Below are 21,213 nucleotides of genomic sequence, written 5' to 3' on the forward strand. Positions count from 1 at the left end.
CCGCTCAGAGGTGGCGGAAGCGCTCCGGGGCCAGATCCCAGGGGTCCTTGCCGAGGAGTTCGGCGACCGCGCGGAAGACGCAGCTCTCGATCATCATGCGACGGTGCAGCTCGTCGTAGCGATGCAGCCGGGAGAGTCGCTCGATCGGCAGGCGGTAGAGCGTGACCCTGCGCTCGGCCGAGTTCACGCGCCAGCGGTCGAGGCCGACGGGGCTCAGGATGGCCGACGGCAGTACCGCGACCTCGAAGGCGACCCCGTCCAGTTCGTCGGGCCACAGGTCTTTGAGGTACTCGGCGGTCGAGGCGACCGTCAGATCGAAGAGGTCGGCCCGCGTGCGCAGGAGCGGCAGGTTGGGCCCCGTGACCGACGACCGGATGCCCCGCCCATGCCGGTCGCGCCAGCCCGGTCGCGCGGAGCCGGAACCGCTCGCTCGCCGGGGGGTCGCCATACCCCCATGCTAGACCGGCGTGCCCGCCCGGGCTCCGCCCACGGGCCCGGTTAGGCTGGTTCCACGATGAGCGGTCGACCCTGCAGCAAGGTGGCCTGCACGAATGATGCAGTCTCCACCCTGACCTACGTGTACGCGGACTCGATGGCCGTGCTCGGGCCGCTGAGCCAGTCGGCCGAGCCGCACAGCTACGACCTCTGCGAGAAGCACGCCGAGCGGCTGTCGGCGCCGCAGGGCTGGCAGGTCGTGCGCCACGTCTTCCTGGGGCTGTAGGGTCGCAGCGACCGCTCCCAGCGCTACCCTCGAAGCATGACCCCGCAGGAGCTCGCCGATCTGGCCCACCTCCGCCGCGCCAAAGACCTGATGGACCGCGAGTACGCGCGGCCGCTCGACGTGCCGACCATCGCCCGGCGTGCCCTCATGTCGCCCGCGCACTTCTCGCGGCAGTTCCGGGCCGCCTACGGCGAGACCCCGTACAGCTATCTCTCCACCCGGCGGGTCGAACGGGCGATGGCGCTCCTCCGTGGCGGGATGACCGTCACCGACGCCTGCGTCGCGGTCGGCTTCACCTCCCTCGGGTCGTTCAGCGCACGGTTCACCGAGTTGGTGGGCGTGACCCCGAGCGCCTATCGCGCCGGGCGGCACCCGGCCGTGAACGCGATGCCTGCCTGTGTGGCCATGATGACCACCCGACCGAGCAGATTTCGAGAAGCGACCCGCGCATCCGGTGCCTAGAGTGACCGCATGACCATCGCACTCCAGTACACGCACATCACCGTCAACGACCCGGACGAGTCGCTCGCCTTCTACCGCGACGCCCTCGGCCTTGCGGTCGTGAACGACGTCGCGTCGGGCGGCTTCCGCTGGGTGAGCCTCGGCCTGCCCGCGCAACCGGGTCTCGCGATCGTCCTCTCCGAACCGCACGCGGGGCGGTCACCGGCCGACGGGGATGCCCTGCAGGAGCTCCTCGTGAAGGGGTCGCTGCCCAACGTCGTGTTCGCCGCCGACGACCTCGACGCCACCTACGAGCGCGTGTTCGCGAGCGGCGCGGAGGTGCTGCAGGAGCCGATGGACCAGCCGTGGGGACCGCGCGACTGCGCGTTCCGCGACCCCTCCGGCAACACCGTGCGGATCTCGCAGGCGGCGCGCTGAGACGGTCCGACGGATCGGGTCGCCGAGGGCGCGGTGCCGGCCGCGCCGCGGGCGGCGGCAGGCTGCCTGCGCGTCAGGACAGCGCGGGCGGATGCTCGGCGGCGGCCTGCGCGGCCGAGCGCGGCGGGAACGGCGCGGGTCCTGATACGCCGGGCGCGGAGATCGGCGCCGGGTACGACCCCGGCGTCATCGGTCCGTCGTAGGCGGGGACCGTGGGCATGTCCGCGGGCGTCAGCGGCATCGTGCGGTGCACTTCACCGGTCGCGCGCTGGAGTTCGCCGGTCGCCCGCTGCAGTTCGCCGGTCGTGCGGATCGCCTCGAGTCGCACCTCGAGCTGCTCCATGACGACCGCCGCGAGCCCGGTGAGCGTGTCGATGTCTTTGTCGGTCACCGTCCGCGGCTGGAAGTCCAGCACGCAGAGGGTGCCGAGGTTGTGGCCGTCGCGGGTGGTGAGCGGCACCCCCGCGTAGAACTGGAGACCGAACTCGCCCGCGACGAGCGGATTGCTGAACGCGCGCGGGTCGAAGCGGGCGTCTTCGATGATCCACGGCTTGTCATCCATGATCGCGGAGGCGCACAGCCCGGGATCGCGGTCGATCTGCTCGATCTCGATGCCGTGATGAGACTTGAACCAGATGCGGTCGTGGTCGACGATGCTGACGATCGCCACGGGCACGTCGAAGAGGCGCGCCGCGAGGGCCGTGATGCTGTCGAAGGCGCCGTCCGGGGGAGTGTCGAGGATGCGATACCGGCCGACCGCGTCCATGCGCCCGTACTCATCGCGCGGCAGCGCCTCGCTGCTCTCCTCGCGGTGGCGACTGAGTTCGGCGACCACGAGCTGCCGGAACATGCTCACGAGGTCGGCGCCCTGGGGGCGCTGGGCGGGGTCGCGCGCGGTCATCGCGGCGAGCAGCTGCTGCCAGCCCGGCGACAGTTCGGGCGGGATCACGGGGTCGCGGGAGAGTCGTGCGACCGCCGACTCGACCAGGCCACCGGGGAACTCGAGGCGACGCGTGAAGGCCTCCAAGAGCACGAGGCCGAGCGCGTACACGTCGCTCGCGCCGGTGACGTCGCGTCCGCTCGCCTGTTCTGGGCTGAGGTAGGCGGCGGTGCCGGTCGTCGCGCCCTCGCGGGTGAAACGCTCGCTGTCGGCCGAGAGGGCGATACCGAAGTCGGTCAGTTTGGCCCGGGCGCGCACGTTGCCGTCGTTGTAGTCGACGAGGAGCACGTTGGAGGGCTTGATGTCGCGGTGCACGACGCCGCGGGCGTGCACGTACTCGAGCGCCTCGGCGAGGTCGTAGCCGATCTCGGCGATGTTGCGCGAGAGGAGGGGCCCCTGCGCGATGCGCTGGTGGAGGTCGATGCCGGTCACGAGCTCCATGACGAAGAAGCGGTGCGGATGCCCGCCCTCGTCGAAGTCGAAGCCGGCATCGAGGAGGTTCGCAATGGCGTGGTGACTGAGGGCGGCCAGCACTCCGAGCTCGGTCTCCTGACGATTCTCGTCGGGGGAGCGGTCGGTGAACAGCTTCACGGCGACGTGGCGGCCGAGCGTCTCGTCGCGGGCGCGGTAAACCGTCGCCATGCCGCCCTGACCGATCGGTTCTTCCAGCCAGTAGCGCCCGGCCAAGGTTCGTCCCGACGCGTCAGCGTGCGGAGCTGTCATGGCAACCCACTCTCATTTCCTGATTTTAGGGAGTTCGGAGTGCGCACCGTAAATAGTGGTAAGGGGGTTGCGCGCAGGGGCGTTTTGGTACACGCGTCGGAGGCCCGCGCATCCCAGTCGCCAGCAGGGATCCAGCGCCCCCGTGTCCCCCGTCGAACGCCCCCTTTCGTTACCATTTCGTTTCCTGACAGTGACAGATCGGGCATCCTCCCGTATCCTCGACAAGGAACTGGATGGCTTCCGCGTGGGAAATTGCCCGCAAGCCGCCCGTGAACTAGCCCGGAGGTACACGCCTGTGTCCGATGAGCAGACGCCCGATCAGACGGGTGACCTCGTCCGATCAGTGGAGCCCTTGACGCCCGCTGCGCCTCAGTACTCCTCCCGCCGGGAGATGCGGGCTGCCACCTCCGCGCCCGCTCGTCGCCCCGCCGGCACCACCTCGGCGCGTCCCGCTCCCGTGCGCACGAACCCGCCGCGGGCCGGGCAGCCCGCGACCGCGAAGATGTCGCGCAAAGACCGGGCGCTCGTTCGCAAGCTCGCGGTTGCGCCGGCACCGAAGCCGGTCGTCTCGGCGCGGCGGTCGAGCACGCGCGGCATCGGTGCGTCGGTGATCGGTGGGCTGGTCATCCTCGTCGTCTCGGCCATCGTGGGCACCACGATCATGCCGGCCTATGCCTTCCTGCCCTCGGGCACCGCGGGTATCCTCGCCAACGCGACCAAGTCGTCGGGCGGTGCTCCGCAGGCGGTGACGGTGGATGCCTCGGCGCAGGTTCCCGCCGCGAAGCGCGACCTCATCACCGCAACCTCGATGAAGGAGTACCAGCAGCAGCGGATCACGGCGACCGCGCTGGCCAACTACTCCGTGCAGCCGCACGCCGCGGGCGACGACTACCCGTGGCCCAACGCGGGCAACACCCTCTCGCCGCTCAACTACTACTACCGCCAGTGCGTCGACTTCGTCGCGTGGCGACTCAACCGCGACGCCGGGGTCACCCACGCACCGTGGAAGTGGACCTGGTCCAACCTGACGCCGGGCGGCGGCGACGCCTCCCAGTGGAAGGCGGCCTGGGAGCGCCACGGCTGGAAGACGAGTGCGACCCCCATCGTCGGCTCGGTCGCCTGGTTCGTCGGCAACCACGTCGCGTACGTCAAGTCGGTGAACGGCAACACGGTCACCATCGAGGAGTACAACGGAATGTCGAGTCGGGCGTACGCGATGCGCACCATCCCGATCGATTCCGTCGGCCGCTTCCTCTACCCGCCGCCCGCCTGATCGGGGTCTCGGAGGGCGCTCGATCGGGGCGCCCGGGGCACGGCGTCGGCCCAATAGCCGCGAAACCCCGCCGATCTCCCTTGTTTCGGGCTCTGCCGGCTTTAAGGTTGCCTCGTGTGGCGTGCCGGAAGAGACGACGATGAGTTCTCTGTCGACGAAGCGCCGACATACGCCCCTCGTCAGGTGACGGCGCCGCACGCGCTGAACCTGGGGGATCCGACTTTCAAGGCGGGAAACGTGGCCGAACCAGTGTGGACCAAGTGGCGAGAGGAGCTCGCCCTCATCGGTGGACCCTCCCCACTGCTGCATTTCGTGGACACCCCGCGAACCCGAATCGAGCTGAGCGCGACCCACCCGGGTGGACTCGCGCAGTTCATCACCGGCAAGACGACACTGCTCTCCAGCCTCATTCGTGATGAGGTCGCGTTGCGCGGGGCGCGCATCGCCGCGGGAGCCATCGCCGCGAAGGGCCTCGAGCTCTCCGCGGCCCGCGGCATCGACAGCGTGCACCTCGGCATCGGCATCGCGGAGTGGCGCTTCGGCGAGGAGGAGTTCCGTGCGCCGCTGCTGCTGCGCCCGCTCGCCATCCGCCGCCGCGGCTCCGACTTCGAACTCAAGCTGCGCGGCGATGCCTTCCTCAACCCCGACTTCGCCCGGGCCATGAGTGAGCAGTTCCAGCTCGACCTCGACGCCGAGGCATTCGTCGCGCTCACCGACGACGACGGCTCCTTCAAGCCCAACCCGGTGATCGACCGGCTGCGCGGGCTGACCAGTCACCTCGACTGGTTCACCGTGCATCCTCGCCTCGTCGTCTCCTCCTTCGCCGACGTCTCGACCGCTCTCGTGGAGGACGCGGCGCGGCTCGAGCACCCCGTGCTCGACGCCCTCGCGGGCAACGCGGCCGCCACCTGGACGGTGCAGGAGAGCTACGCGCCCATCGAGCCGGTCGACTCCGACCACCGCCCGCCCGAGACCGACGTGCTGCTGCTCGACGCCGACGCGGAGCAGGAGAACGTGGTCGCGCAGATCGCGGCGGGCAACTCCGTCGTGGTCAAGACCCTGCCCGGCACGGGCGGCACGCAGACCATCGTGAACGCGATCGGCGCACTCGTGGGGCAGAACAAGCGCGTGCTCGTGGTGAGCGCGCGCCGGTCATCCCTGCAGGGCATCACGCAGCGCCTCAGCGACATCGGCCTCGCCGGCCTCGCGGTCGCGCCGACCACCCTTCGCCGCGACGTGATCCGCTCGATCTCCCGCAGCGAGAAGGCGAAGCAGCCCCTCATCGCGGAGGTGGACGACGCCCTGATCCGGCTTCGCAAGGTGCTGCTCGACTACCGGGGCGCGCTGGCCCGACCGGATGCCGAACTCGGCATCAGCGTGCTGGACTGCGTCGCCGAGCTCAGCCGTCTCGCGCTGCTCCCGACTCCGCCGCAGACGACGGCCCGCCTGAGCCGGTCGACGGTCGAGGCTCTCGCGACCGACCGGGCACGGGCATCCGAGACCATGGTCACCGCCGCCGCGCTCGGGGAGTTCCGCTACGGCCCGGGCGATTCGCCGTGGTACGGCGCGAGCTTCACCGACGGGGCCGCCGCCGCGCACGCGCACGCGACCGCGAAGCGACTCAACGACGAGAGCATCCCGCGCCTGTTGGCACGCGCCCGTGATCTCATCCGCAACACCCACATGCGGCCGTTCGAGAACATCACCGAGCTGGGTGTGTACCTGCGGTTGCTGATCGATATCCGCGACACCCTCGACCGCTTCCAGCCCGTCGTCTTCGACCGATCGCTCAGCGAACTCATCGTCGCGACGGCGCCCCGCAAGGAGGGCCCCGAGATGTCGTCGGCGAACCGCCGCCGACTCAAGAAGCTCGCGAAGGAGTACGTGCGCCCCGGCGTGCACGTCTCCGACCTGCACGAGGCTCTCGTGCGGATTCAGCAGCAACGCGTGCTCTGGCAGCGTTTCGTCTCGGAGGGCGTCGCACCCGAGGTGCCGGTCGGCATCGCCGACGTGCAGGTCTCGTACCAGGAGGTCGCGCAAGACCTCGCACTACTCGACGAACCGCTCGGCGCGACCACCCGCGAGACCCAGCTGGCCTACCTGCCCCTCACGGAGCTCGTCGATCGCGTGGCGGCCCTGGCCGCCGAGTCGGATGTGCTCAACAACTTCCAGGAGCGGTCGGCGCTCATGACCACGCTGCGCGACCTCCAGCTGGAGCCGCTCACCGAGGACCTCGCCGCGCGCCACGTGCCCGAGTCGCAGGTCGAGGCCGAACTCGAGCTCGCCTGGTGGCAGTCGGCGCTCGAATCGCTTCTCGCGGGGGACCGCGCGCTGCTCGGCGCGAACATCGACGTGCTCGACCGGCTGGAGGCCGACTTCCGCCTCGTCGACGAAGCGCACGCCGCCGGCAGCCCCGGGCTGCTCGCCTGGCAGCTCGCCGAGAACTGGAAGATCGGCCTCGTCGACTGGCCCGAGGAGGCGAGCGCCCTGAAGCGGCTGCTCCGCGGCGAGCGGGTCGACGCCGTCCAACTGCAGGCCACCGCGCCGCACCTGTCGCGCACGATCGCGCCGGTGTGGGTCGCGTCACCGTATGAGGTGCCGAGCATCGCGGAGACGGTGCCGTTCGACGCGGTCATCCTCGTCGACGCCGGGGCCACCACTCTCGCCGAGAACCTCGGAGCGATTCGCCGTGCCCGGCAGGTCGTCGCGTTCGGCGACCCCGTCACGCAGAGCCCGTCGCCGTTCGAGGTCGCGATCACCGACCCCGAGGACGGGCTCATCGTCGCCGGCGAGGACCCCGACGAGCTGCACTCCGAGTCGGCGCTCGCCCGACTCTCGGCCCTGCTGCCCACCCTGTCGCTCACCCGCAGCTATCGCGCGGGCGGGGAGGACCTCGCCGAACTCGTCAACCGGCGCTTCTACGGCGGCCGCATCGAGTCGCTGCCGTGGGCGGGGAGCTTCCTCGGTCATCCCAGCATCGCTCTCGAGTACGTCGAGGCCGGGTACGGGATGCCCGACCCCGAGTCCGGCGCGGTCGAGAGTGTCGACGCCGAGGTCGAGCGGGTCGTGCGGCTCGTTCTCGACCACGCGGCGACCCGCCCGCAGGAATCGCTCATGGTCATCACCGCGAGCCCCCTCCACGCCGTGCGCGTGCAGCAGGCGGTGCTGGGCGCCGTGACCGGGCGCCCGGACCTCACCGACTTCGTCATCGGGGACCGCGCGGAGCCGTTCACCGTCACCACCATCGAGCAGGCGGTGGCGCAGAGCCGCGACCGCGTCATCTTCTCCATCGGGTTCGGCCGCACGCCGCACGGCCGCGTGCTCTCCGACTTCGGCGCGCTCGGCGAGCCGGGCGGCGACCGCATGCTCGCGGTCGCGATGACCCGCGCCCGCCGGTCGATGGTCATCGTCACCTGCTTCCAGCCGAGCGACTTCGACGACCAGCGCATGCAGAACGGCGCGGCCGCGCTCGCCGAACTGCTCGGTGAGATCGGGGCCCGCCTCGCCGAGGTTCCGGTTCCCGACGACAGCGACCCTATGCTCGTCGATCTCGCTCGCCGTCTGGAGAACCGCGGACTGCGGGTCGCGCTCGGCCACCGCGGCAAGCTCGGCCTCGTCGTCTCCCACCTCGGCTACTGCGCGACCATCGAGACCGACGCCGTGCTGCACCGGGCGAGCCTGCGCGAATCGCTGCGGCTGCGCCCCGAGGTGCTGCGCCGACTGGGCTGGCACTACCTGCGGGTGCACTCCTTCGAACTGTTCAGTGATCCGGATGCGGTGGCCGCGAAGGTCATGCGGCTCCTCGGCGCCGACGCGGCACCCATCACCGAGCCGATCCCCGTGATCCCGACCCCGGCGCGTGGCTGAGCCCGAGGCCTCGGGCGCGGGTGCGGGGGGCGCTGCGGACGACACGAGCGCGCGAGAGCCGTCGCCCGGCCGTCGCGTGCGTCGTCGGGTGACCACGCCGCCGCCGCCGGGCACCGATCCCGCGCCGGCTCCCGAACCGACCCGCCACACCCTCGACGAGAACGACGACCGCCTGCGCGCCGAGAAGCCGCCGCACTACTGACCGTGGCGGGCCGGGTGCGCCGTGGGCCGCCCGCGTGCCCCCGCGCGGCCCCGGTCCAGCTCCCCGTGCGGCCCTCCGGTTCGCAATGCAGGATGGCGACGCGCGTCAACGCGACTGTGCCGCCATTTCTGGCGCGTCGGTGAAGTGGTCGTGGCGGTTTCGGGCGGCTGAGCAACAGCTCATCCTGAGACGTGAACCGGCGCGTGGGCCGGGAACGTGAACCGGCGCGTGGGCCGGGACGTGAACCGGCGGGCCGGACGGGGACGTGAACCGGCGCGTGGGCCGGGAACGTGAACCGGGGCGGAGCAGGCCGCGCCGCGCGGCCAGCTGCCGCGCCGCCGCCCGGCACTCAGGAGGTGTGCTTGCCGTGCTCTGCGCCGGGGGCGGAGGTGTTGGCGAGCAGGTTGCGGATGTCGGTCAGCAGCTCGAGCTCGGTCGGCGGGGTGTCGGCCTCCACGGCGGGCACCCCGGCCTCCTTCTTCTGGAAGGCGCGCTTCTTCAGGAAGTTGATGGGCACGACGAGCGCGAAGTATACGACGATCGCCACCAGCAGGAACTGGATGACAGCGGCGATCACCGCACCGAAGAACAGCGTCGCGGGCTTCCCGCTGCCGTTGAGGGTGGGGATGACCACCGGCAGGGCCTTCGCGAGGCTCTGCGCGCTGAACAGCGCGCCGATGAGTGGGTTGAGCACGCTCGTAACGATCGCGTTGACGATGCCGGTGAACGCGGCGCCGATGACGACAGCGACCGCCAGGTCGATCACGTTTCCGCGGAGGATGAACTCTTTGAAACCTTTGAGCATGAGGGACTCCCGTTCGTGGTGGGCGCTGGTTGCGCGGGCCAGACGGCGAGTGGGGCGACCCCTACGCCGACGTAGACGATTGTGCCGGAGCCCCGGGGGACTTCGCACCCTTTGCGCCCGATCCGGCGGATGACCCGCCCGAGCCGCCGGCACCGCCCGAGCCGCCACTGCCCGACCCGCCCGACCCGGCACCGCCCGATCCAGCACCAGCCCCCGATCCCGATCCCGACCCGGATCCCGACCCGGCCGAGTCACCCGACCCGCCCGAGCCTCCCGCTCCGCCGCCCGAACCGCCGCCCGCGCCGCTCCCCGCTCCAGAGTCTCCGCCCTGGCCCTTCGCGCCCGCGCGCGAGTCGGTGCGGTAGAAGCCGCTGCCGTTGAAGCTCACTCCCACCGCGCTGAAGATCTTGCGGAGACGGCCCGAACAGTTGGGGCACTCGGTCAGCGAGTCGTCGGTGAAGGCCTGCTGGATGTCGAAGGCGGTGCCGCACTCGGTGCAGCGGTACGAGTACGTGGGCATGGTGATCCTTTGAATGGGGCGGGTCGGGTCAGCGGGACGCGCGGAAGCGGGTGATCCCGGTCGGCGTGACGACGCCGTCGACGCGCTTGTCGTGCACCTCGCTGGGCACACGGTCGACGAGCTCGCTGTCGAAGATCACAGCATAGACGGGCGGGCACTTCTCCATGGAGCCGAGGGTCTTGTCGAAGTAGCCCTGCCCCCACCCCATGCGCATTCCGCTCGTGTCGACGGTGGCGGCGGGCACGATGATGAGCCCCACGTTGTCGATCGCGCTGGGGGCGAGGATCTGGCTGGTCGGCATGGGCATGCCCTGAACATCCTCGGCCTCGTCGCTCGCGTCGTAGGGCGCCCAGTCGAGCAGGCCGTCGGCACGGGAGATGGGTAGGAGAACCCGGATGCCCCGCTCACAGGCCCAGTGGAGGAAGTCGCGAGTGGGCGGTTCGTTGGGGGTGGAGAGGTAGGCGGCGATGTAGTCGACGCCGAGATCGCTTGTCAAGGCCTCGAGGTTGCGCGTGATTCCGAGGGCCGCGTTTTCGCGCTCGGTGGCGGTCATGGTGCGCCTGCGTTCGCGCAACTCCGCCCGAAGGGCGCGCTTTTGGTGACTGACGTCGTCGGTCATCCTGTAATTCTAGGAGCAGTTGCCCGGTAGCCTGTTCCCTATGGCCACGAAGATTACTAAAGCAGTTATCCCCGCCGCCGGATTGGGTACCCGATTCCTTCCTGCCACCAAAGCGATGCCGAAGGAGATGTTGCCGGTCGTTGACAAACCGGCTATCCAATATGTTGTCGAGGAGGCCGTGGCCGCTGGGCTCACGGATGTCCTCATGATCACCGGGCGCAACAAGAACGCGCTCGAGAACCACTTCGACCGTGTCGGTGAGCTCGAAGCCACCCTCGAACGCAAGGGCGACACCGAGAAGCTGGAGAAGGTCAACTTCTCCACCGACCTGGCCGACATGCACTACGTGCGTCAGGGCGACCCGAAGGGCCTGGGGCACGCCGTGCTCCGCGCCGCCATGCACGTGGGGCACGAGCCCTTCGCCGTGCTCCTGGGTGACGACATCATCGACAGCCGCGACGTGCTGCTCTCGAAGATGATCGAGGTCGCGGGGGAGAAGACGGCGTCCGTCGTCGCCCTCCTCGAGGTCGACCCCGAGGTCGCCCACATGTACGGAATCGCGACCATCGAGGCGACCGACGCCGACGACGTGGTGCGCATCACGGGGCTCGTCGAGAAGCCGGCCCCGGGCACCCAGCCCTCCAACTACGCCGTCATCGGCCGTTACGTGCTGCAGCCCGAGGTGTTCGACGTGCTCGCCCACACCGCGCCCGGCAAGGGTGGCGAGATCCAATTGACGGATGCCCTGCAGGAGCTTGCCCGCGAGAACATCGCCGGCGGCGTCTACGGTGTCGTCTTCCGCGGCCGCCGGTACGACACCGGTGACCGCCTCGACTACATCAAGGCGATCGTGCAGCTCGCCGTCGAACGTGAGGACCTCGGGGAGGCTCTGCGCCCGTGGCTCAAGGACTTCGTCTCGAAGTTGGAGTAGGCGTGGCCACAATCCCATCGCTCGTCGAGGGCGATGTCACGATCCGGCCGATCCGGCTTCGTGACGCACGTGCACTGGAGCGCGAACTGGTCGAGAACCGGTCGTGGCTGCGCCAGTGGGAGGCGACCAACCCCCACGGCCCGCTGAGTTTCGACGTGCGGTCGAGCATCCGCAGCCTCCAGGCCAACGCACGCGCGGGATTGGGCCTCCCGTACGCGATCGACTACAAGGGCGAGTTCGCCGGGCAGTTGAACGTGTCGTCGATCGCGTACGGGTCGCTCAGCTCGGCGACCATCGGGTACTGGGTCGCGGAGCGGTTCGCCGGGCGAGACGTGACCCCCACCGCAGTCGCGCTCGCGACCGACCACGCCTTCTTCGGCCTCGGCCTGCACCGCATGGAGATCTGCATCCGCCCCGAGAACGCGCCCTCGCTCCGGGTGGTCGAGAAGCTCGGCTTCCGGTACGAGGGTCTGCGCCGCCGCTACATCCACATCAACGGCGACTGGCGCGACCACTTCTGCTTCGCTCTGACCGTGGATGAACTGCCTCAGGGTGTGCTGCGGCGCTGGCTCGACGGCCACGTGGTGGCCGAGGATGCGACGGTGCCCGCCTCGGACCGCGCGCGGGCGGCTGTTCCGCTGCGCGTGGTGTCGCGGGGCTGAGACGCTGCGCGTCGCGGTCGACCCGCGCCGAGCATCCGTCGCGCACCGAGTGTGGGGCGCGCCCCGCGTGCCGAGGCGGCAATCGGGGACCTCGCTCGTACCGTAGGCACATGGAGTTTTCGGGAGTCGGCGGCGGTGTCATCGTCGCCCTTGCTGCCGGCCTCTGGCTCGTCTATCTCATGCCCACGTGGTTTCGTCGCCGCGACTACATCGCGAGCGAGCGGGCCGAGGTGCGCCGCCAGCAGGCCCTGCGCGTGCTTCAGGAGACGGCTGCTCTCGTCGCCCCGCCGCGCACCGAGCCCGCCGCCCCCATCGTCTCGCCGTCGGGAGAGGTGACCGACCACGAGCGCCTCGCGCTCGCCATCGAGCGCTCCCGGCAGGCCCAGGCCAACCGCGTCGCCAGCCGCAAACTCGTCGAGGCGGCCAAACCGCCCGTGCAGGAGGCAGTCGCCAGGGCTCGGATGTCGCGCCGCCTGCGCCGCACGCGGGCCGTCGCCACGCTGCTGCTGCTCGCCTCGCTCGTGCTCATCGTGGTGCAGCTGGTCGTGATCGCGATGACCGGCGTGGCCGTGGCCGCGGTGGCGGTCATCGGCTTCTCTGCGGTCGTGGGCGTCGTGTCGTTCGCCGCGCTCGGGCGTTTGGCGAGCATCGCGCGGCGACGCTCGGTGGGTCCGGCGCGAGCCGCGACCGCCCTGCGCAAGACGAGCTCGGTGGGACCGATCGTGCGATCGGAGGACGCGGCGGCCGAGGCCCGCGCGACCGAGTGGACCCCGGTGCCGATCCCGAAGCCGCTGTACCTGTCGCGCAGTGAGGCGCCCGCCGAGCATCCGCCGCAGCGCTCGCTCGACCACGCCGCGATCCTGCGCGCCGCGGCGCGAGAGGCCGACCGTGCGCTGCGCGACGCGCAGACGGCACCGGGAGTGACCCCGATCACCGGCCGCTCGGTGACCCGGCCCGCATCGTCGGCGCGAGAGACGCCGGTCGCGCAAGGGACCGCGAGCGCGTCTGCGGCGACCCCTGCCGCCGCACCCAGCCGCTACGCGAGCATGGGCGTGCTCGATGGACTGGGCGCCGTGGGCACCGACCTCGACGAGGTTCTGCGTCGCCGGCGCGCGACCGCCTGACCGAAGCGACGTGTCGGGTCGCCGATTATTGCGTGCGCGCGCGACCTGATAACGTAGCTACGCAGTAAACGGGCCCTTGGCGCAGTTGGTAGCGCGCCTCGTTCGCATCGAGGAGGTCAGGAGTTCGAATCTCCTAGGGTCCACTGACTGGACACCCGACCGGACACCGGTCGGGTGTCTTTTTTGCTGGCTGGACGATTGTGGCGGCGAACCTGAGTGCTTGCTGTGGTTGGTGCCGTCACGCTGACTCGACGTGCTGGCGGTTCCCTTCTCCACCGAGTCGTTGGCGTCCCGGATAAGGCAAGTCTTCTCGCAGCAGCACTAGATGGACGGGAGCGCACCTGAATACTGAACCTGCCTCCCATTCCTCCGCGAGGGAGCTAGGTCCCATTGAGTCCCGCTTGAGTTGTGGCTCGAGCGGAGCGGCCTGACGCGGCCCGGCTGCCGGTCTGGATCGTAGTCGGTCGACTTGTCGATGTGTGTCGGTCACGTCGGCTTGTGAACATCGCTCGGTGCGATAGAGGGCCGACGGGTCCGTGGCCCGAATCGATGAGGGCTCTCAGCTGCAATATTCGTCGTGATTCTTGCTCCGCCGGGCCGGTACAAAACGCGGCGTGCGTGCGTAAAGTTGTCGCCTGAAGTTCGCATCGGGGATAGCGCGATCATCGCGAACTGCGAGAATCCGTTCGTCGCAATGAGAGACGCCTGAGACCAGTTCGCCTCGGGTCCAATTTCGTTCGCGAATCGCCGTCTACGAAGCGCAGCGATTCCTCATGTTGTCTTGGGATCGGCGATTGCATCCGTCGCGCATCTCAGACTCCAGCCTGTCGCAACGCGCAACGAGGCGTATTGAACGTCCCTCGATATCGCAGTGCGCCGCGGTCGGGCTCCGTTCAAGCCTTCAACCCCGCTGGGCGACGTCACGATCATGGAGTCAAGCTCGCGCCCCGCTTCCTCGGGTCACCATTACCTCTTGTGTGAGATTGAGGCCGCGTTCCCTGAAAAACAGGTCGGGGCGCCTCGTCAACGAGAACGTCCACGTGACCCTCCCGTCAGGCGTCGTCTGAGTGTCGTCGGGACACGCGGGCGAGGAGATGGCCAGTGATCGGCCGCAACATACACTTACTGAGTATCTATTCGGCACTAACACAGTTCGGGGGACCCTTGTCCGTTCGGCTCGGCCTGCTGGCCATCTTGAATCAAGGACCTTGCTACGGGTATCAACTCCGGAGGGAGTTCGATCGACGGACCGGTTCGGCGTGGCCCATGAATATTGGGCAGGTCTACACAACATTGGACAGGCTTGTCCGCGATCGATACGCGTCCCGGATGGAGTCCGACGGTGATGGACAAGTAACTTACGCGATTACCGACCAAGGCCGATCTGAGGTCGATACCTGGTTGAGTTCACCGGTCGTCCGCGAAGGGGCATCGCGCGACGAACTCGTCATGAAACTGGCCATTGCCGTGACTCTCCCGGGCGTCGACATAGCGAGGGTAATACAAGCTCAGCGCACGGCTACCCTGCAACTCCTGCAGAGTCTGACGCGTGTGAAGAATTCAACGACTGATCCGACGTCTGCGGACGAACTCGCATGGCTATTGACGATCGACGCAATGATTTTTGCGGCGGAGGGTGAAGTGCGATGGCTCGACCATTCGGAAGCTCGGCTAGTTAGAGCTGTGGCTGAGGGCGGGGTCGAACCACTCCCTCTGTCTGGATCGAAAGTTCGCCGCGGGCGCCCGGTAAAGGCAGCTGCAAATGAGTAAGGATGTGCTCGTCCTGGAGCAAGTCAGCATGAAATTTGGCGACGGTGCAACCTCCGTTCCCGCGCTGGTGGACATAGACCTCAACGTCTCTGAGGGCGAGATGGTCGCGATCATGGGCGCCTCGGGATCAGGTAAGTCGACGCTTCTCACTGTTGCCGGCGGGTTGCTCCCCCCATCGTCGGGCTCAGTCTGGGTGGACGGTAAGAACCTGCGCGAGTGTGCGCCGCGGCAGCTTTCAGCGATTCGCCGCAGAACCTTGGGGTTTATATTCCAAGATTTCAACCTCGTTCCATCTCTCAACACTCTCGAAAACGTCGCGCTTCCCCTGGAACTTGACGGCGTTCGTCTCAGGAAGGCGACACGCATTGCGATGGAAGCTCTGGCGCTTGTGGAGCTTTCTGAATACGCCGGGCGGTACCCGTCTGAGCTGTCAGGCGGCCAACAGCAGCGCGTCGCCATCGCGCGAGCCGTAGTCGGAGGGCGCTCGCTAATCCTCGCGGATGAGCCAACTGGCGCGTTAGACAGCAGTACGAGCGAAATTGTGTTGGGAATGTTGAGGGATCGCGTTGATTCCGGTGCATCATGCATCATCGTCACCCACGACGCACGCCACGCCGCATGGGCGGATCGCATAGTTTTCATCCGCGACGGACGCATCGTGGACCAAGCCCGATCGGAAAGCCCATCCGTGCTGCTCACGCGTTCTCGCCCGGAGTCGACACCGTGAGGAGTCTCGGCGTAAATCTTGGTCGCTTCCGGGTCGCCTTGAGGGTGGCTAGGCGCTCCACTGTTCAAGCCTCAGGTCGAAGCGGGTTGATAGTCGCTCTCGTTGCTCTGCCTGTCTTCGGCCTCTCTGCTCTAGGGACCGTGCTCACAAGTACAATTCCTTCAGTGGATGAAACGGTCACGGCGGAACTCGGCCGGACTCAAGCCAGTTTTGTCATGGAGTTCCCTCCGGATGCCACTCTGGTGCAGAGCCCAAACAACCCGCGCAACGTTCGCTTCGAGACCGACAGTCACGGCAACCCAACCCATCACGCTGTCGACGATCCGCGCCGGAGTCCATCGGACTTCCTCGGAAATGATCGAGTGATCCCGCTCCAGCTGCTCTCGGCAACGGTCGGGACGGCAACCGGCAAGGGAATCTTCGCAGTACTCGAAGGTGACTCGTGGGGCCCAGCATTTGCAGGAAAGTTCGCCCTGGTGAGTGGCCACTCGCCCCGATCGAAGTCGCAAATACTCGTCACGCCGGCCGCCTTGGAACGGCTTGGCAAGCACCTCGGCGAATCAGTGTTCATCGAGGGAAGCCAGACAAGTGCATTTCAGATTGTCGGGACTCTGCGGGATCGAACCAAGCCATCCAATAATCAAGAGATATTCACTCCCGCAGGTGCAGTGAGCGGAAGTACGGACCTGGCTTCGACTACGTTTTATCTGCCCGACACGCCAGTGTCGTGGCGAATGGTCCAGGACATGAACAAGTCCGGCGCGGTCGTGTTGTCTCGCGAGGTCCTGCTCAACCTGTCCATTTTGGGGCCAACAGAGGTTCCCGCCGACGCGCCGACGCTGCCTGTGGCACAACTCGGCACCATCGTTCCCTTAGCGGGATTCTCCCTATTTGAGGTGATGCTGCTTGCCGGCGCTGCTTTTATGGTGGGGGCGCGACGACAGCAGCGGAACCTCGCGATCCTTGCGAGCGTCGGCGGGGACAGGGCGACTCTGTTCGCAGTGATTTCATTCTCGGGCGTTGTGCTCGGCGCAATAGGCGGTGTGATCGGCGCCTCCGCCGGAGTTGGTGGGGCATGGGCGTATATGCAGCTCACGAGCGACGGGAACATTACACAATACCCAGGGTTCCACCCCAACCCACTGGTGTTGCTGTCCACGGTCGTGTTCGCAATTGCATCCGGGTGGGTCGCGTCAGCGCTACCAGCCCGAGCTGCTTCTCGAACCGATGTCTTCTCCGCACTGCGCGGCGCTCTCAGGCCTCAAGCGATCAAGCGGCGCAGACCAATTATCGGACTTCTCCTCGCCGCATTCGGTGCCGTGATCTCGCTGGCTGGTGGGGTAGTGGCAGCAGTCCGATTGGCCGGTGGACTCGTCGATCCACCGACGCTTTCTGCTGGCCTTGTGCTACTCGTTCTTGGCCCTGTCGTGATGCAAATCGGGGCCATCATGGCTACCCCTGCGTTGCTCTCAGCCATCTCGTGGGGTGCATCGGGCATCGGGCTTGGCGCCAAGCTCGGCGCTCGCGACGTCTCCAGAAATGCTGCGCGCACAGTTCCAGCCGTTGCAGCGATCATGGCAACAATCTTCTTCGGTTCCTTCGTCATGACCTTTGCCGCATCGACTGAGGCCCAAGCTCGCTCACGATGGGACTACTGGACATCTCCAGGGCTGGCGCAAGCGGATCTTCGTGACTGGGTAACTCCCGATTCGGCGTCGGCGTCGGCGACCGCGAATGCGCTCGCTGTGGCCGACGCGATGAAGGCCACTTTCGATGCGAAGCGCGCAACGATTCTCGAAGCATCCGCGACCTTCACGGGCGCGCCCGGCAGTGCCCGGGACCTATTCGCGATGCCCCGTATGAATGTGATCGCGGCGTGTCCCCACGGGATTTATTCAAATCCCAGCCTGGACACTCAAGGCTGCGGTGGGCGGCCTTACGTCATGGATCAGAATATCTGGGTCGGATCCGTGAACGATATCGAGGTCGTTATCGGCCGATCTCTCTCGACGCGCGCAGTTTCTACGCTCAGCCACGGCGGAGCGATTTCTCTTTACCCGCAGTATCTGCGTTCAGGGCAAGTCACTATCGACTGGAGGACGGGAGATCAACTCGCATCGGATGCTCAAGAGGGAGCGGAAGGGGGAATGGGACGCCCGAGCCGGCCGGTTCACTCTGCCACGCTGCCCGCGGTCGTCGAGCCGATCCCACACGACTTGCATTTTGCAGTGTTCATGCTGGACACCACGGCGAGATCCATTGGCCTGAAAGTGGCGCCCGGTATGGTCTTGGTCAAGTCCAGCGGCAAGCCAACAGACTCTGAATTCGACGGGCTCAATAAAATCAACCAATCGCTCACGGGCGACCAACAATTGATCCAATCTCACGTAGAGGTGGGACCGCCATCTGAAGCGGGCCTCCAGGCATGGGCCTTGGTAGCTCTGTGTGCGTTGCTTGTACTCGGCGCTGCCTCGGTGGCAATCGGGCTCGCGCGTTCGGACGGCCGTCACGATGTGTTCACAATTGTCGCGTCAGGGGGAACGCCGCGACTCCGAAGGTCATTCAACTTTTGGCAGGCATACTGCATTGCTGGAACGGGCGCCGTTATAGGCACCACCTTGGGCACCCTGCCGGTACTCGCGATCGCTGTAACAAGCGGTGGCCAGTCGGGGTTGCCATTCACGCCACCGTTGGTGCAGCTTGGGATCACTGCGTTTGGGATCCCACTTGTTGTGGCCTTAGCGAGTGCCATCCTTACCGGCAGCAGGACTCCGGCCCGTCCAATCGAACGCTGAGCTGGGTCAGCCTGCTGCGATGACCCTCTTCGCCTCTCTGACGGCATCGGCGACCGCCCTCCGCTCGAACTCGAGCTGCTCCCGGTGGTGCGCAATGAAGGCTGCTTGATAACGAGCTTCAATGTCGGCCAGCGTCTGGATGATCTTCGTGGACGCCTTGCAGTTGACATCGATCATGGCCGTTCGAGGTGCGGCAGCCGGATTCGTCGGAAGGACCGGACTCCAGTCGGTTGCGTTCGTTCTGGGGCTCACCTTGTGCATTCGAAGACAAGCCCACCACTGTTGCCGCGCGATGCGCCACGCTTTCGTACGGGATGCCGCGAGGTATGCAGCGGCGGCTCCGTCGGTACCAGTTTTGATCGGGCTGCCTTGCAGGCCTGCCCTGCTGTCGGTGTAAGTGAGTTCAGGGAGCAATGGCGTTGACCTAAGGCAGGAATCCTCCGCACTGGACCAGGCCGCCGACTGCGCTCGAAGGAGAGCGTCCCCTTTCACCGCAAACGCGAAGGATGGCAACTCATACGCGTACCGACGCGCGTTTACGGCCACCCAAATCCCGTACCTACGATCTTCTGCAACTGGGATCGCGGACCTGTCGAGTGTTCGCAGCGGGTTCGTAAACCCGGACTTCCTAAGGCAATCGTCGAGCAACACGTCATTTGCATGGTCGATGACTTGGAGCTCTGCCCAGGTCATTTGGTATACATCTAACGGAAGAGTTATCGTGCCGATTTGGCCGTCGACCACAGCGTGGACACCTCCGAACCTAGCGGCGTCGAGACCCGTGGTCGTCGGGTGCGGAGGTGCGGGCGGCATGGACGAGCAACCCGCGAGCGTCACGGCCACTACCAGGAATATTGCGCCTAGGCAGACCCTCATGGAATGTACCTCACTTCGGCAGCGTCAGGGACTTTTCTGCTGGGCAGAACAGAGTGCGCCGGGTTCCCCTCGGCGCACGCCATTCCGCCTGATCAGCTAGTGACTGAAGCTGCTGATTCGGTCGTTCGATGTCTCGAAGGTGCCGAGATTCGTGTTGTATGCGGCAAGCGAGTTGGCGGCACCGCCGGATGCGAACGTGATCGTGCGACCCACGTGGTTAATGTCCTCCCAGAAGATCACGGAGGTGGACTGCCTGTTGTAAAGCGACGACGCCGTGTCGTTGTTCGTGACGCTGTTCGGCGAGCCAGAGTTCTTGTAGAGAGTGTTGGTGTAATTCTGATCGAGCCAGAGGCAGGCGTAGCCCGACGGGCAGTCTGATTGCGCGGCAGACGCCGGCCCAGCGGTTACGGCCACTCCTGCAAGTGCGACTACCGCAGCTGCCACTCCAGCGACAATTGGGTTTCTGATCATGGTCGGCGGATCCTTCCTTCGGGATATGCGGGATATCTTCCCGATCCAGATCATGGCCGTCGTAGACTAGTTACGCAGTAGGCATTAAGTGCGACTTTTTTGAATACGTGAGTGTGAGTAGGTTATTCTTTTTATATACTCCGTATACCCGAGCGGATAAGTTTCCGATGACCAGTTACACCGTTACGAAGGTACGCAAGCAGTTGTCCTCTGACCGGAGCCATCGGCATATAGAGGGCGTGATCACAGCGACGGGCCTTTACTACTCGCGCAGCCAAGTCGTGAACAGCATCAACGCCGGAGACACTTGGTCAACAAGTGCAGGCGGGTATACGGCAACTATCCGGACGGCGATATCCTGCCCTCGCGCAAATTGCTTCGCTGCGCCCTACATAAGGACTGCTCCGGATAGCACCAAACTCGACAATCTTGAGAATCTGCCCGAGGGATAGGCGCGTTGGTCGACGCGAGCCTTAGCACTTATATTCGAACATGACTTCGGCTCTGACCGTTTGACATTGTCGTGTGACGGCGCCCGATCTATGACTCACGACGGAACGCGGCTCGGTGTGCGAACTACGGGCGCGAGTTCCCCCAACCGGTCAAGGGGCAAATCGTTCTGCAGCACGGCGCGAATGCGTCTGATCTTCGAGTCCACGGTACTGCGAGGAAGAATCTCGTAGTCGTCACCGCAGTCAGATTATTCTTCGCCTGGCTGAAGATTGCCTTCCTGGACCTCAGGTGTGGGCGATGCTGCGTCGGGACCGCTAGGGCATAGCGGACTGCGACACCCGATTCCTCTGTTCGGATCCTCGGATTGAGACTGCTGCAGTCCGAGGTCAAGCGCCATTCGGCTGCCACGATTGAGGCATAACCGATTAGTGAACAACACCAACGCGAACAGACAAAGAAAAGCCTGACCGCCCAACACGGCGGCGCTGAGGCCGGGGACTAGGTATCCGGGTGTGATCGCGGCACCCAAGCACACGGGTGTGATGGCGAACGCGTACGCCATAAATCGTGACTCAGATAGGTTCCTCCGTGCGAGGAAGACAATGACTTCGCGGGGCACCGAGATCGTCGGCGGCCTTCTCGCGGCGATCAAGCTATTTGCTTTGTTTTTCGTCGTGTTGTCGTACGGGCCGGGATAGACCTCAGGCCCGGCAATCCGAGCGCGACGACCGAACTCGCCCGCGACGAATATGGTCGCGAGCACTCCCGCCAGACCCACCATCAAGATGGCAAATTCGCGCACAACCTCAGGATAGGCGGATCACGGGCGAGGGAGCCGTCGCAATCCGCGTCTCC

20 protein-coding genes and 1 tRNA gene are annotated in these 21,213 nt (G+C 66.5%); 14 read left to right on the forward strand and 7 right to left on the reverse strand.

Annotated elements, in window-relative coordinates; all coding sequences use genetic code 11:
- Positions 1-4: 4 nt before the first annotated feature.
- Positions 5-448, reverse strand: coding sequence for a metallopeptidase family protein (locus G3T37_RS08320; protein WP_163473030.1), 444 nt, complete (start codon positions 446-448; stop codon positions 5-7).
- A gap of 66 nt (positions 449-514) precedes the next feature.
- Here G3T37_RS08320 and G3T37_RS08325 point away from each other — a divergent pair, with 66 nt between their 5' ends.
- From G3T37_RS08325 to G3T37_RS08335, 3 genes are read left to right on the forward strand one after another with little or no spacing between them, the layout of a single operon-like run.
- Positions 515-721: a DUF3499 domain-containing protein gene (locus tag G3T37_RS08325; protein WP_163473031.1), complete on the forward strand. Its 207-nt coding sequence runs from the start codon at positions 515-517 to the stop codon at positions 719-721.
- Positions 722-757: 36 nt separating this feature from the next.
- Positions 758-1,183, forward strand: a complete 426-nt coding sequence (locus tag G3T37_RS08330; protein ID WP_163473032.1) for a helix-turn-helix transcriptional regulator — start codon at positions 758-760, stop codon at positions 1,181-1,183.
- Between the two features lie 9 nt (positions 1,184-1,192).
- Positions 1,193-1,600 (forward strand): VOC family protein, encoded by a 408-nt coding sequence (locus tag G3T37_RS08335; RefSeq protein WP_163473033.1) that lies wholly within the window; start codon positions 1,193-1,195, stop codon positions 1,598-1,600.
- Positions 1,601-1,673: 73 nt separating this feature from the next.
- On the opposite strand, the gene G3T37_RS08340 is transcribed toward G3T37_RS08335, so the two are convergent.
- Positions 1,674-3,263: a GAF domain-containing serine/threonine-protein kinase gene (locus tag G3T37_RS08340; protein ID WP_163473034.1), complete on the reverse strand. Its 1,590-nt coding sequence runs from the start codon at positions 3,261-3,263 to the stop codon at positions 1,674-1,676.
- A 295-nt stretch (positions 3,264-3,558) separates the two neighbouring features.
- Between G3T37_RS08340 and G3T37_RS15300 the strand changes: the two genes are divergently transcribed.
- The 3 genes from G3T37_RS15300 to G3T37_RS08355 all read left to right on the forward strand — a co-directional run bounded on the left by G3T37_RS15300 (position 3,559) and on the right by G3T37_RS08355 (position 8,605).
- Positions 3,559-4,536, forward strand: coding sequence for a CHAP domain-containing protein (locus G3T37_RS15300; RefSeq protein ID WP_163473035.1), 978 nt, complete (start codon positions 3,559-3,561; stop codon positions 4,534-4,536).
- A gap of 114 nt (positions 4,537-4,650) precedes the next feature.
- Complete coding sequence (locus G3T37_RS08350; protein WP_174247755.1) at positions 4,651-8,403, forward strand: AAA family ATPase; 3,753 nt, start codon at positions 4,651-4,653, stop codon at positions 8,401-8,403.
- On the forward strand, positions 8,396-8,605 hold the full coding sequence (locus G3T37_RS08355) for a hypothetical protein (RefSeq protein ID WP_163473038.1): 210 nt from the start codon (positions 8,396-8,398) through the stop codon (positions 8,603-8,605). Before G3T37_RS08350 ends, G3T37_RS08355 begins: the two co-directional genes overlap by 8 nt.
- A 349-nt stretch (positions 8,606-8,954) precedes the next feature.
- Here the strand turns inward: G3T37_RS08355 and mscL are convergent, their stop codons facing one another.
- The 3 genes from mscL to G3T37_RS08370 form a co-directional block, all read right to left on the reverse strand.
- Positions 8,955-9,410 carry a large conductance mechanosensitive channel protein MscL gene (gene mscL, locus G3T37_RS08360; RefSeq protein ID WP_163473039.1) on the reverse strand — a complete coding sequence of 152 codons (456 nt, stop codon included), beginning with the start codon at positions 9,408-9,410 and terminating at the stop codon, positions 8,955-8,957.
- A 61-nt stretch (positions 9,411-9,471) separates the two neighbouring features.
- Positions 9,472-9,930: an FmdB family zinc ribbon protein gene (locus G3T37_RS08365; RefSeq protein ID WP_163473041.1), complete on the reverse strand. Its 459-nt coding sequence runs from the start codon at positions 9,928-9,930 to the stop codon at positions 9,472-9,474.
- Between the two features lie 28 nt (positions 9,931-9,958).
- Positions 9,959-10,549, reverse strand: a complete 591-nt coding sequence (locus tag G3T37_RS08370; protein ID WP_163473043.1) for a 5-formyltetrahydrofolate cyclo-ligase — start codon at positions 10,547-10,549, stop codon at positions 9,959-9,961.
- A gap of 40 nt (positions 10,550-10,589) precedes the next feature.
- Between G3T37_RS08370 and galU the strand changes: the two genes are divergently transcribed.
- The 7 genes from galU (at position 10,590) to G3T37_RS08405 (ending at position 18,558) form a co-directional block, all read left to right on the forward strand.
- A complete protein-coding gene (gene galU / locus G3T37_RS08375; RefSeq protein ID WP_163473044.1) occupies positions 10,590-11,480 on the forward strand; it encodes a UTP--glucose-1-phosphate uridylyltransferase GalU in 891 nt (296 codons plus the stop codon).
- Positions 11,481-11,482: 2 nt separating this feature from the next.
- Complete coding sequence (locus G3T37_RS08380) at positions 11,483-12,142, forward strand: GNAT family N-acetyltransferase (RefSeq protein ID WP_163473045.1); 660 nt, start codon at positions 11,483-11,485, stop codon at positions 12,140-12,142.
- Positions 12,143-12,252: 110 nt separating this feature from the next.
- The gene (locus G3T37_RS08385) at positions 12,253-13,266 is read left to right on the forward strand and encodes a hypothetical protein (protein ID WP_163473047.1); all 1,014 of its coding nucleotides are present in this window, start codon (positions 12,253-12,255) and stop codon (positions 13,264-13,266) included.
- A 70-nt stretch (positions 13,267-13,336) separates the two neighbouring features.
- Positions 13,337-13,409: transfer RNA gene (locus G3T37_RS08390), tRNA-Ala, on the forward strand.
- Between the two features lie 958 nt (positions 13,410-14,367).
- Complete coding sequence (locus tag G3T37_RS08395; RefSeq protein WP_338401221.1) at positions 14,368-15,036, forward strand: PadR family transcriptional regulator; 669 nt, start codon at positions 14,368-14,370, stop codon at positions 15,034-15,036.
- Positions 15,029-15,763, forward strand: a complete 735-nt coding sequence (locus tag G3T37_RS08400; protein ID WP_163473048.1) for an ABC transporter ATP-binding protein — start codon at positions 15,029-15,031, stop codon at positions 15,761-15,763. The genes G3T37_RS08395 and G3T37_RS08400 overlap by 8 nt, the downstream gene beginning before the upstream one ends.
- A gap of 164 nt (positions 15,764-15,927) precedes the next feature.
- Entirely contained in the window at positions 15,928-18,558 is a 2,631-nt protein-coding gene (locus tag G3T37_RS08405) for an FtsX-like permease family protein (protein WP_163473050.1), read from the forward strand.
- 6 nt (positions 18,559-18,564) lie between these two features.
- Here the strand turns inward: G3T37_RS08405 and G3T37_RS08410 are convergent, their stop codons facing one another.
- A complete protein-coding gene (locus tag G3T37_RS08410) occupies positions 18,565-18,735 on the reverse strand; it encodes a hypothetical protein (protein ID WP_163473052.1) in 171 nt (56 codons plus the stop codon).
- Between the two features lie 795 nt (positions 18,736-19,530).
- Positions 19,531-19,905: a peptidase inhibitor family I36 protein gene (locus tag G3T37_RS08415; protein WP_163473054.1), complete on the reverse strand. Its 375-nt coding sequence runs from the start codon at positions 19,903-19,905 to the stop codon at positions 19,531-19,533.
- Between the two features lie 167 nt (positions 19,906-20,072).
- Here G3T37_RS08415 and G3T37_RS15380 point away from each other — a divergent pair, with 167 nt between their 5' ends.
- A complete protein-coding gene (locus tag G3T37_RS15380) occupies positions 20,073-20,357 on the forward strand; it encodes a DUF3892 domain-containing protein (RefSeq protein ID WP_163473056.1) in 285 nt (94 codons plus the stop codon).
- Positions 20,358-21,213 lie beyond the last annotated feature (856 nt).

The sequence above is a fragment of the Galbitalea soli genome (assembly GCF_010686725.1).
Taxonomy (GTDB): domain Bacteria; phylum Actinomycetota; class Actinomycetes; order Actinomycetales; family Microbacteriaceae; genus Galbitalea; species Galbitalea soli.

What these genes read in the sequence shown, in the direction of transcription:
- G3T37_RS08400 (WP_163473048.1), top strand. Translation starts at nt 15,029, where the DNA reads ATGAGTAAGGATGTGCTCGTCCTGGAGCAAGTCAGCATGAAATTTGGC.
- G3T37_RS08335 (WP_163473033.1), top strand. Translation starts at nt 1,193, where the DNA reads ATGACCATCGCACTCCAGTACACGCACATCACCGTCAACGACCCGGAC.
- G3T37_RS08320 (WP_163473030.1), bottom strand. Translation starts at nt 448, where the DNA reads ATGGCGACCCCCCGGCGAGCGAGCGGTTCCGGCTCCGCGCGACCGGGC.
- G3T37_RS08385 (WP_163473047.1), top strand. Translation starts at nt 12,253, where the DNA reads ATGGAGTTTTCGGGAGTCGGCGGCGGTGTCATCGTCGCCCTTGCTGCC.
- G3T37_RS08365 (WP_163473041.1), bottom strand. Translation starts at nt 9,930, where the DNA reads ATGCCCACGTACTCGTACCGCTGCACCGAGTGCGGCACCGCCTTCGAC.
- G3T37_RS08370 (WP_163473043.1), bottom strand. Translation starts at nt 10,549, where the DNA reads ATGACCGACGACGTCAGTCACCAAAAGCGCGCCCTTCGGGCGGAGTTG.
- G3T37_RS08415 (WP_163473054.1), bottom strand. Translation starts at nt 19,905, where the DNA reads ATGATCAGAAACCCAATTGTCGCTGGAGTGGCAGCTGCGGTAGTCGCA.
- G3T37_RS08330 (WP_163473032.1), top strand. Translation starts at nt 758, where the DNA reads ATGACCCCGCAGGAGCTCGCCGATCTGGCCCACCTCCGCCGCGCCAAA.
- galU (WP_163473044.1), top strand. Translation starts at nt 10,590, where the DNA reads ATGGCCACGAAGATTACTAAAGCAGTTATCCCCGCCGCCGGATTGGGT.
- G3T37_RS15380 (WP_163473056.1), top strand. Translation starts at nt 20,073, where the DNA reads ATGACCAGTTACACCGTTACGAAGGTACGCAAGCAGTTGTCCTCTGAC.
- G3T37_RS08410 (WP_163473052.1), bottom strand. Translation starts at nt 18,735, where the DNA reads ATGATCGATGTCAACTGCAAGGCGTCCACGAAGATCATCCAGACGCTG.
- G3T37_RS08325 (WP_163473031.1), top strand. Translation starts at nt 515, where the DNA reads ATGAGCGGTCGACCCTGCAGCAAGGTGGCCTGCACGAATGATGCAGTC.
- G3T37_RS08340 (WP_163473034.1), bottom strand. Translation starts at nt 3,263, where the DNA reads ATGACAGCTCCGCACGCTGACGCGTCGGGACGAACCTTGGCCGGGCGC.
- mscL (WP_163473039.1), bottom strand. Translation starts at nt 9,410, where the DNA reads ATGCTCAAAGGTTTCAAAGAGTTCATCCTCCGCGGAAACGTGATCGAC.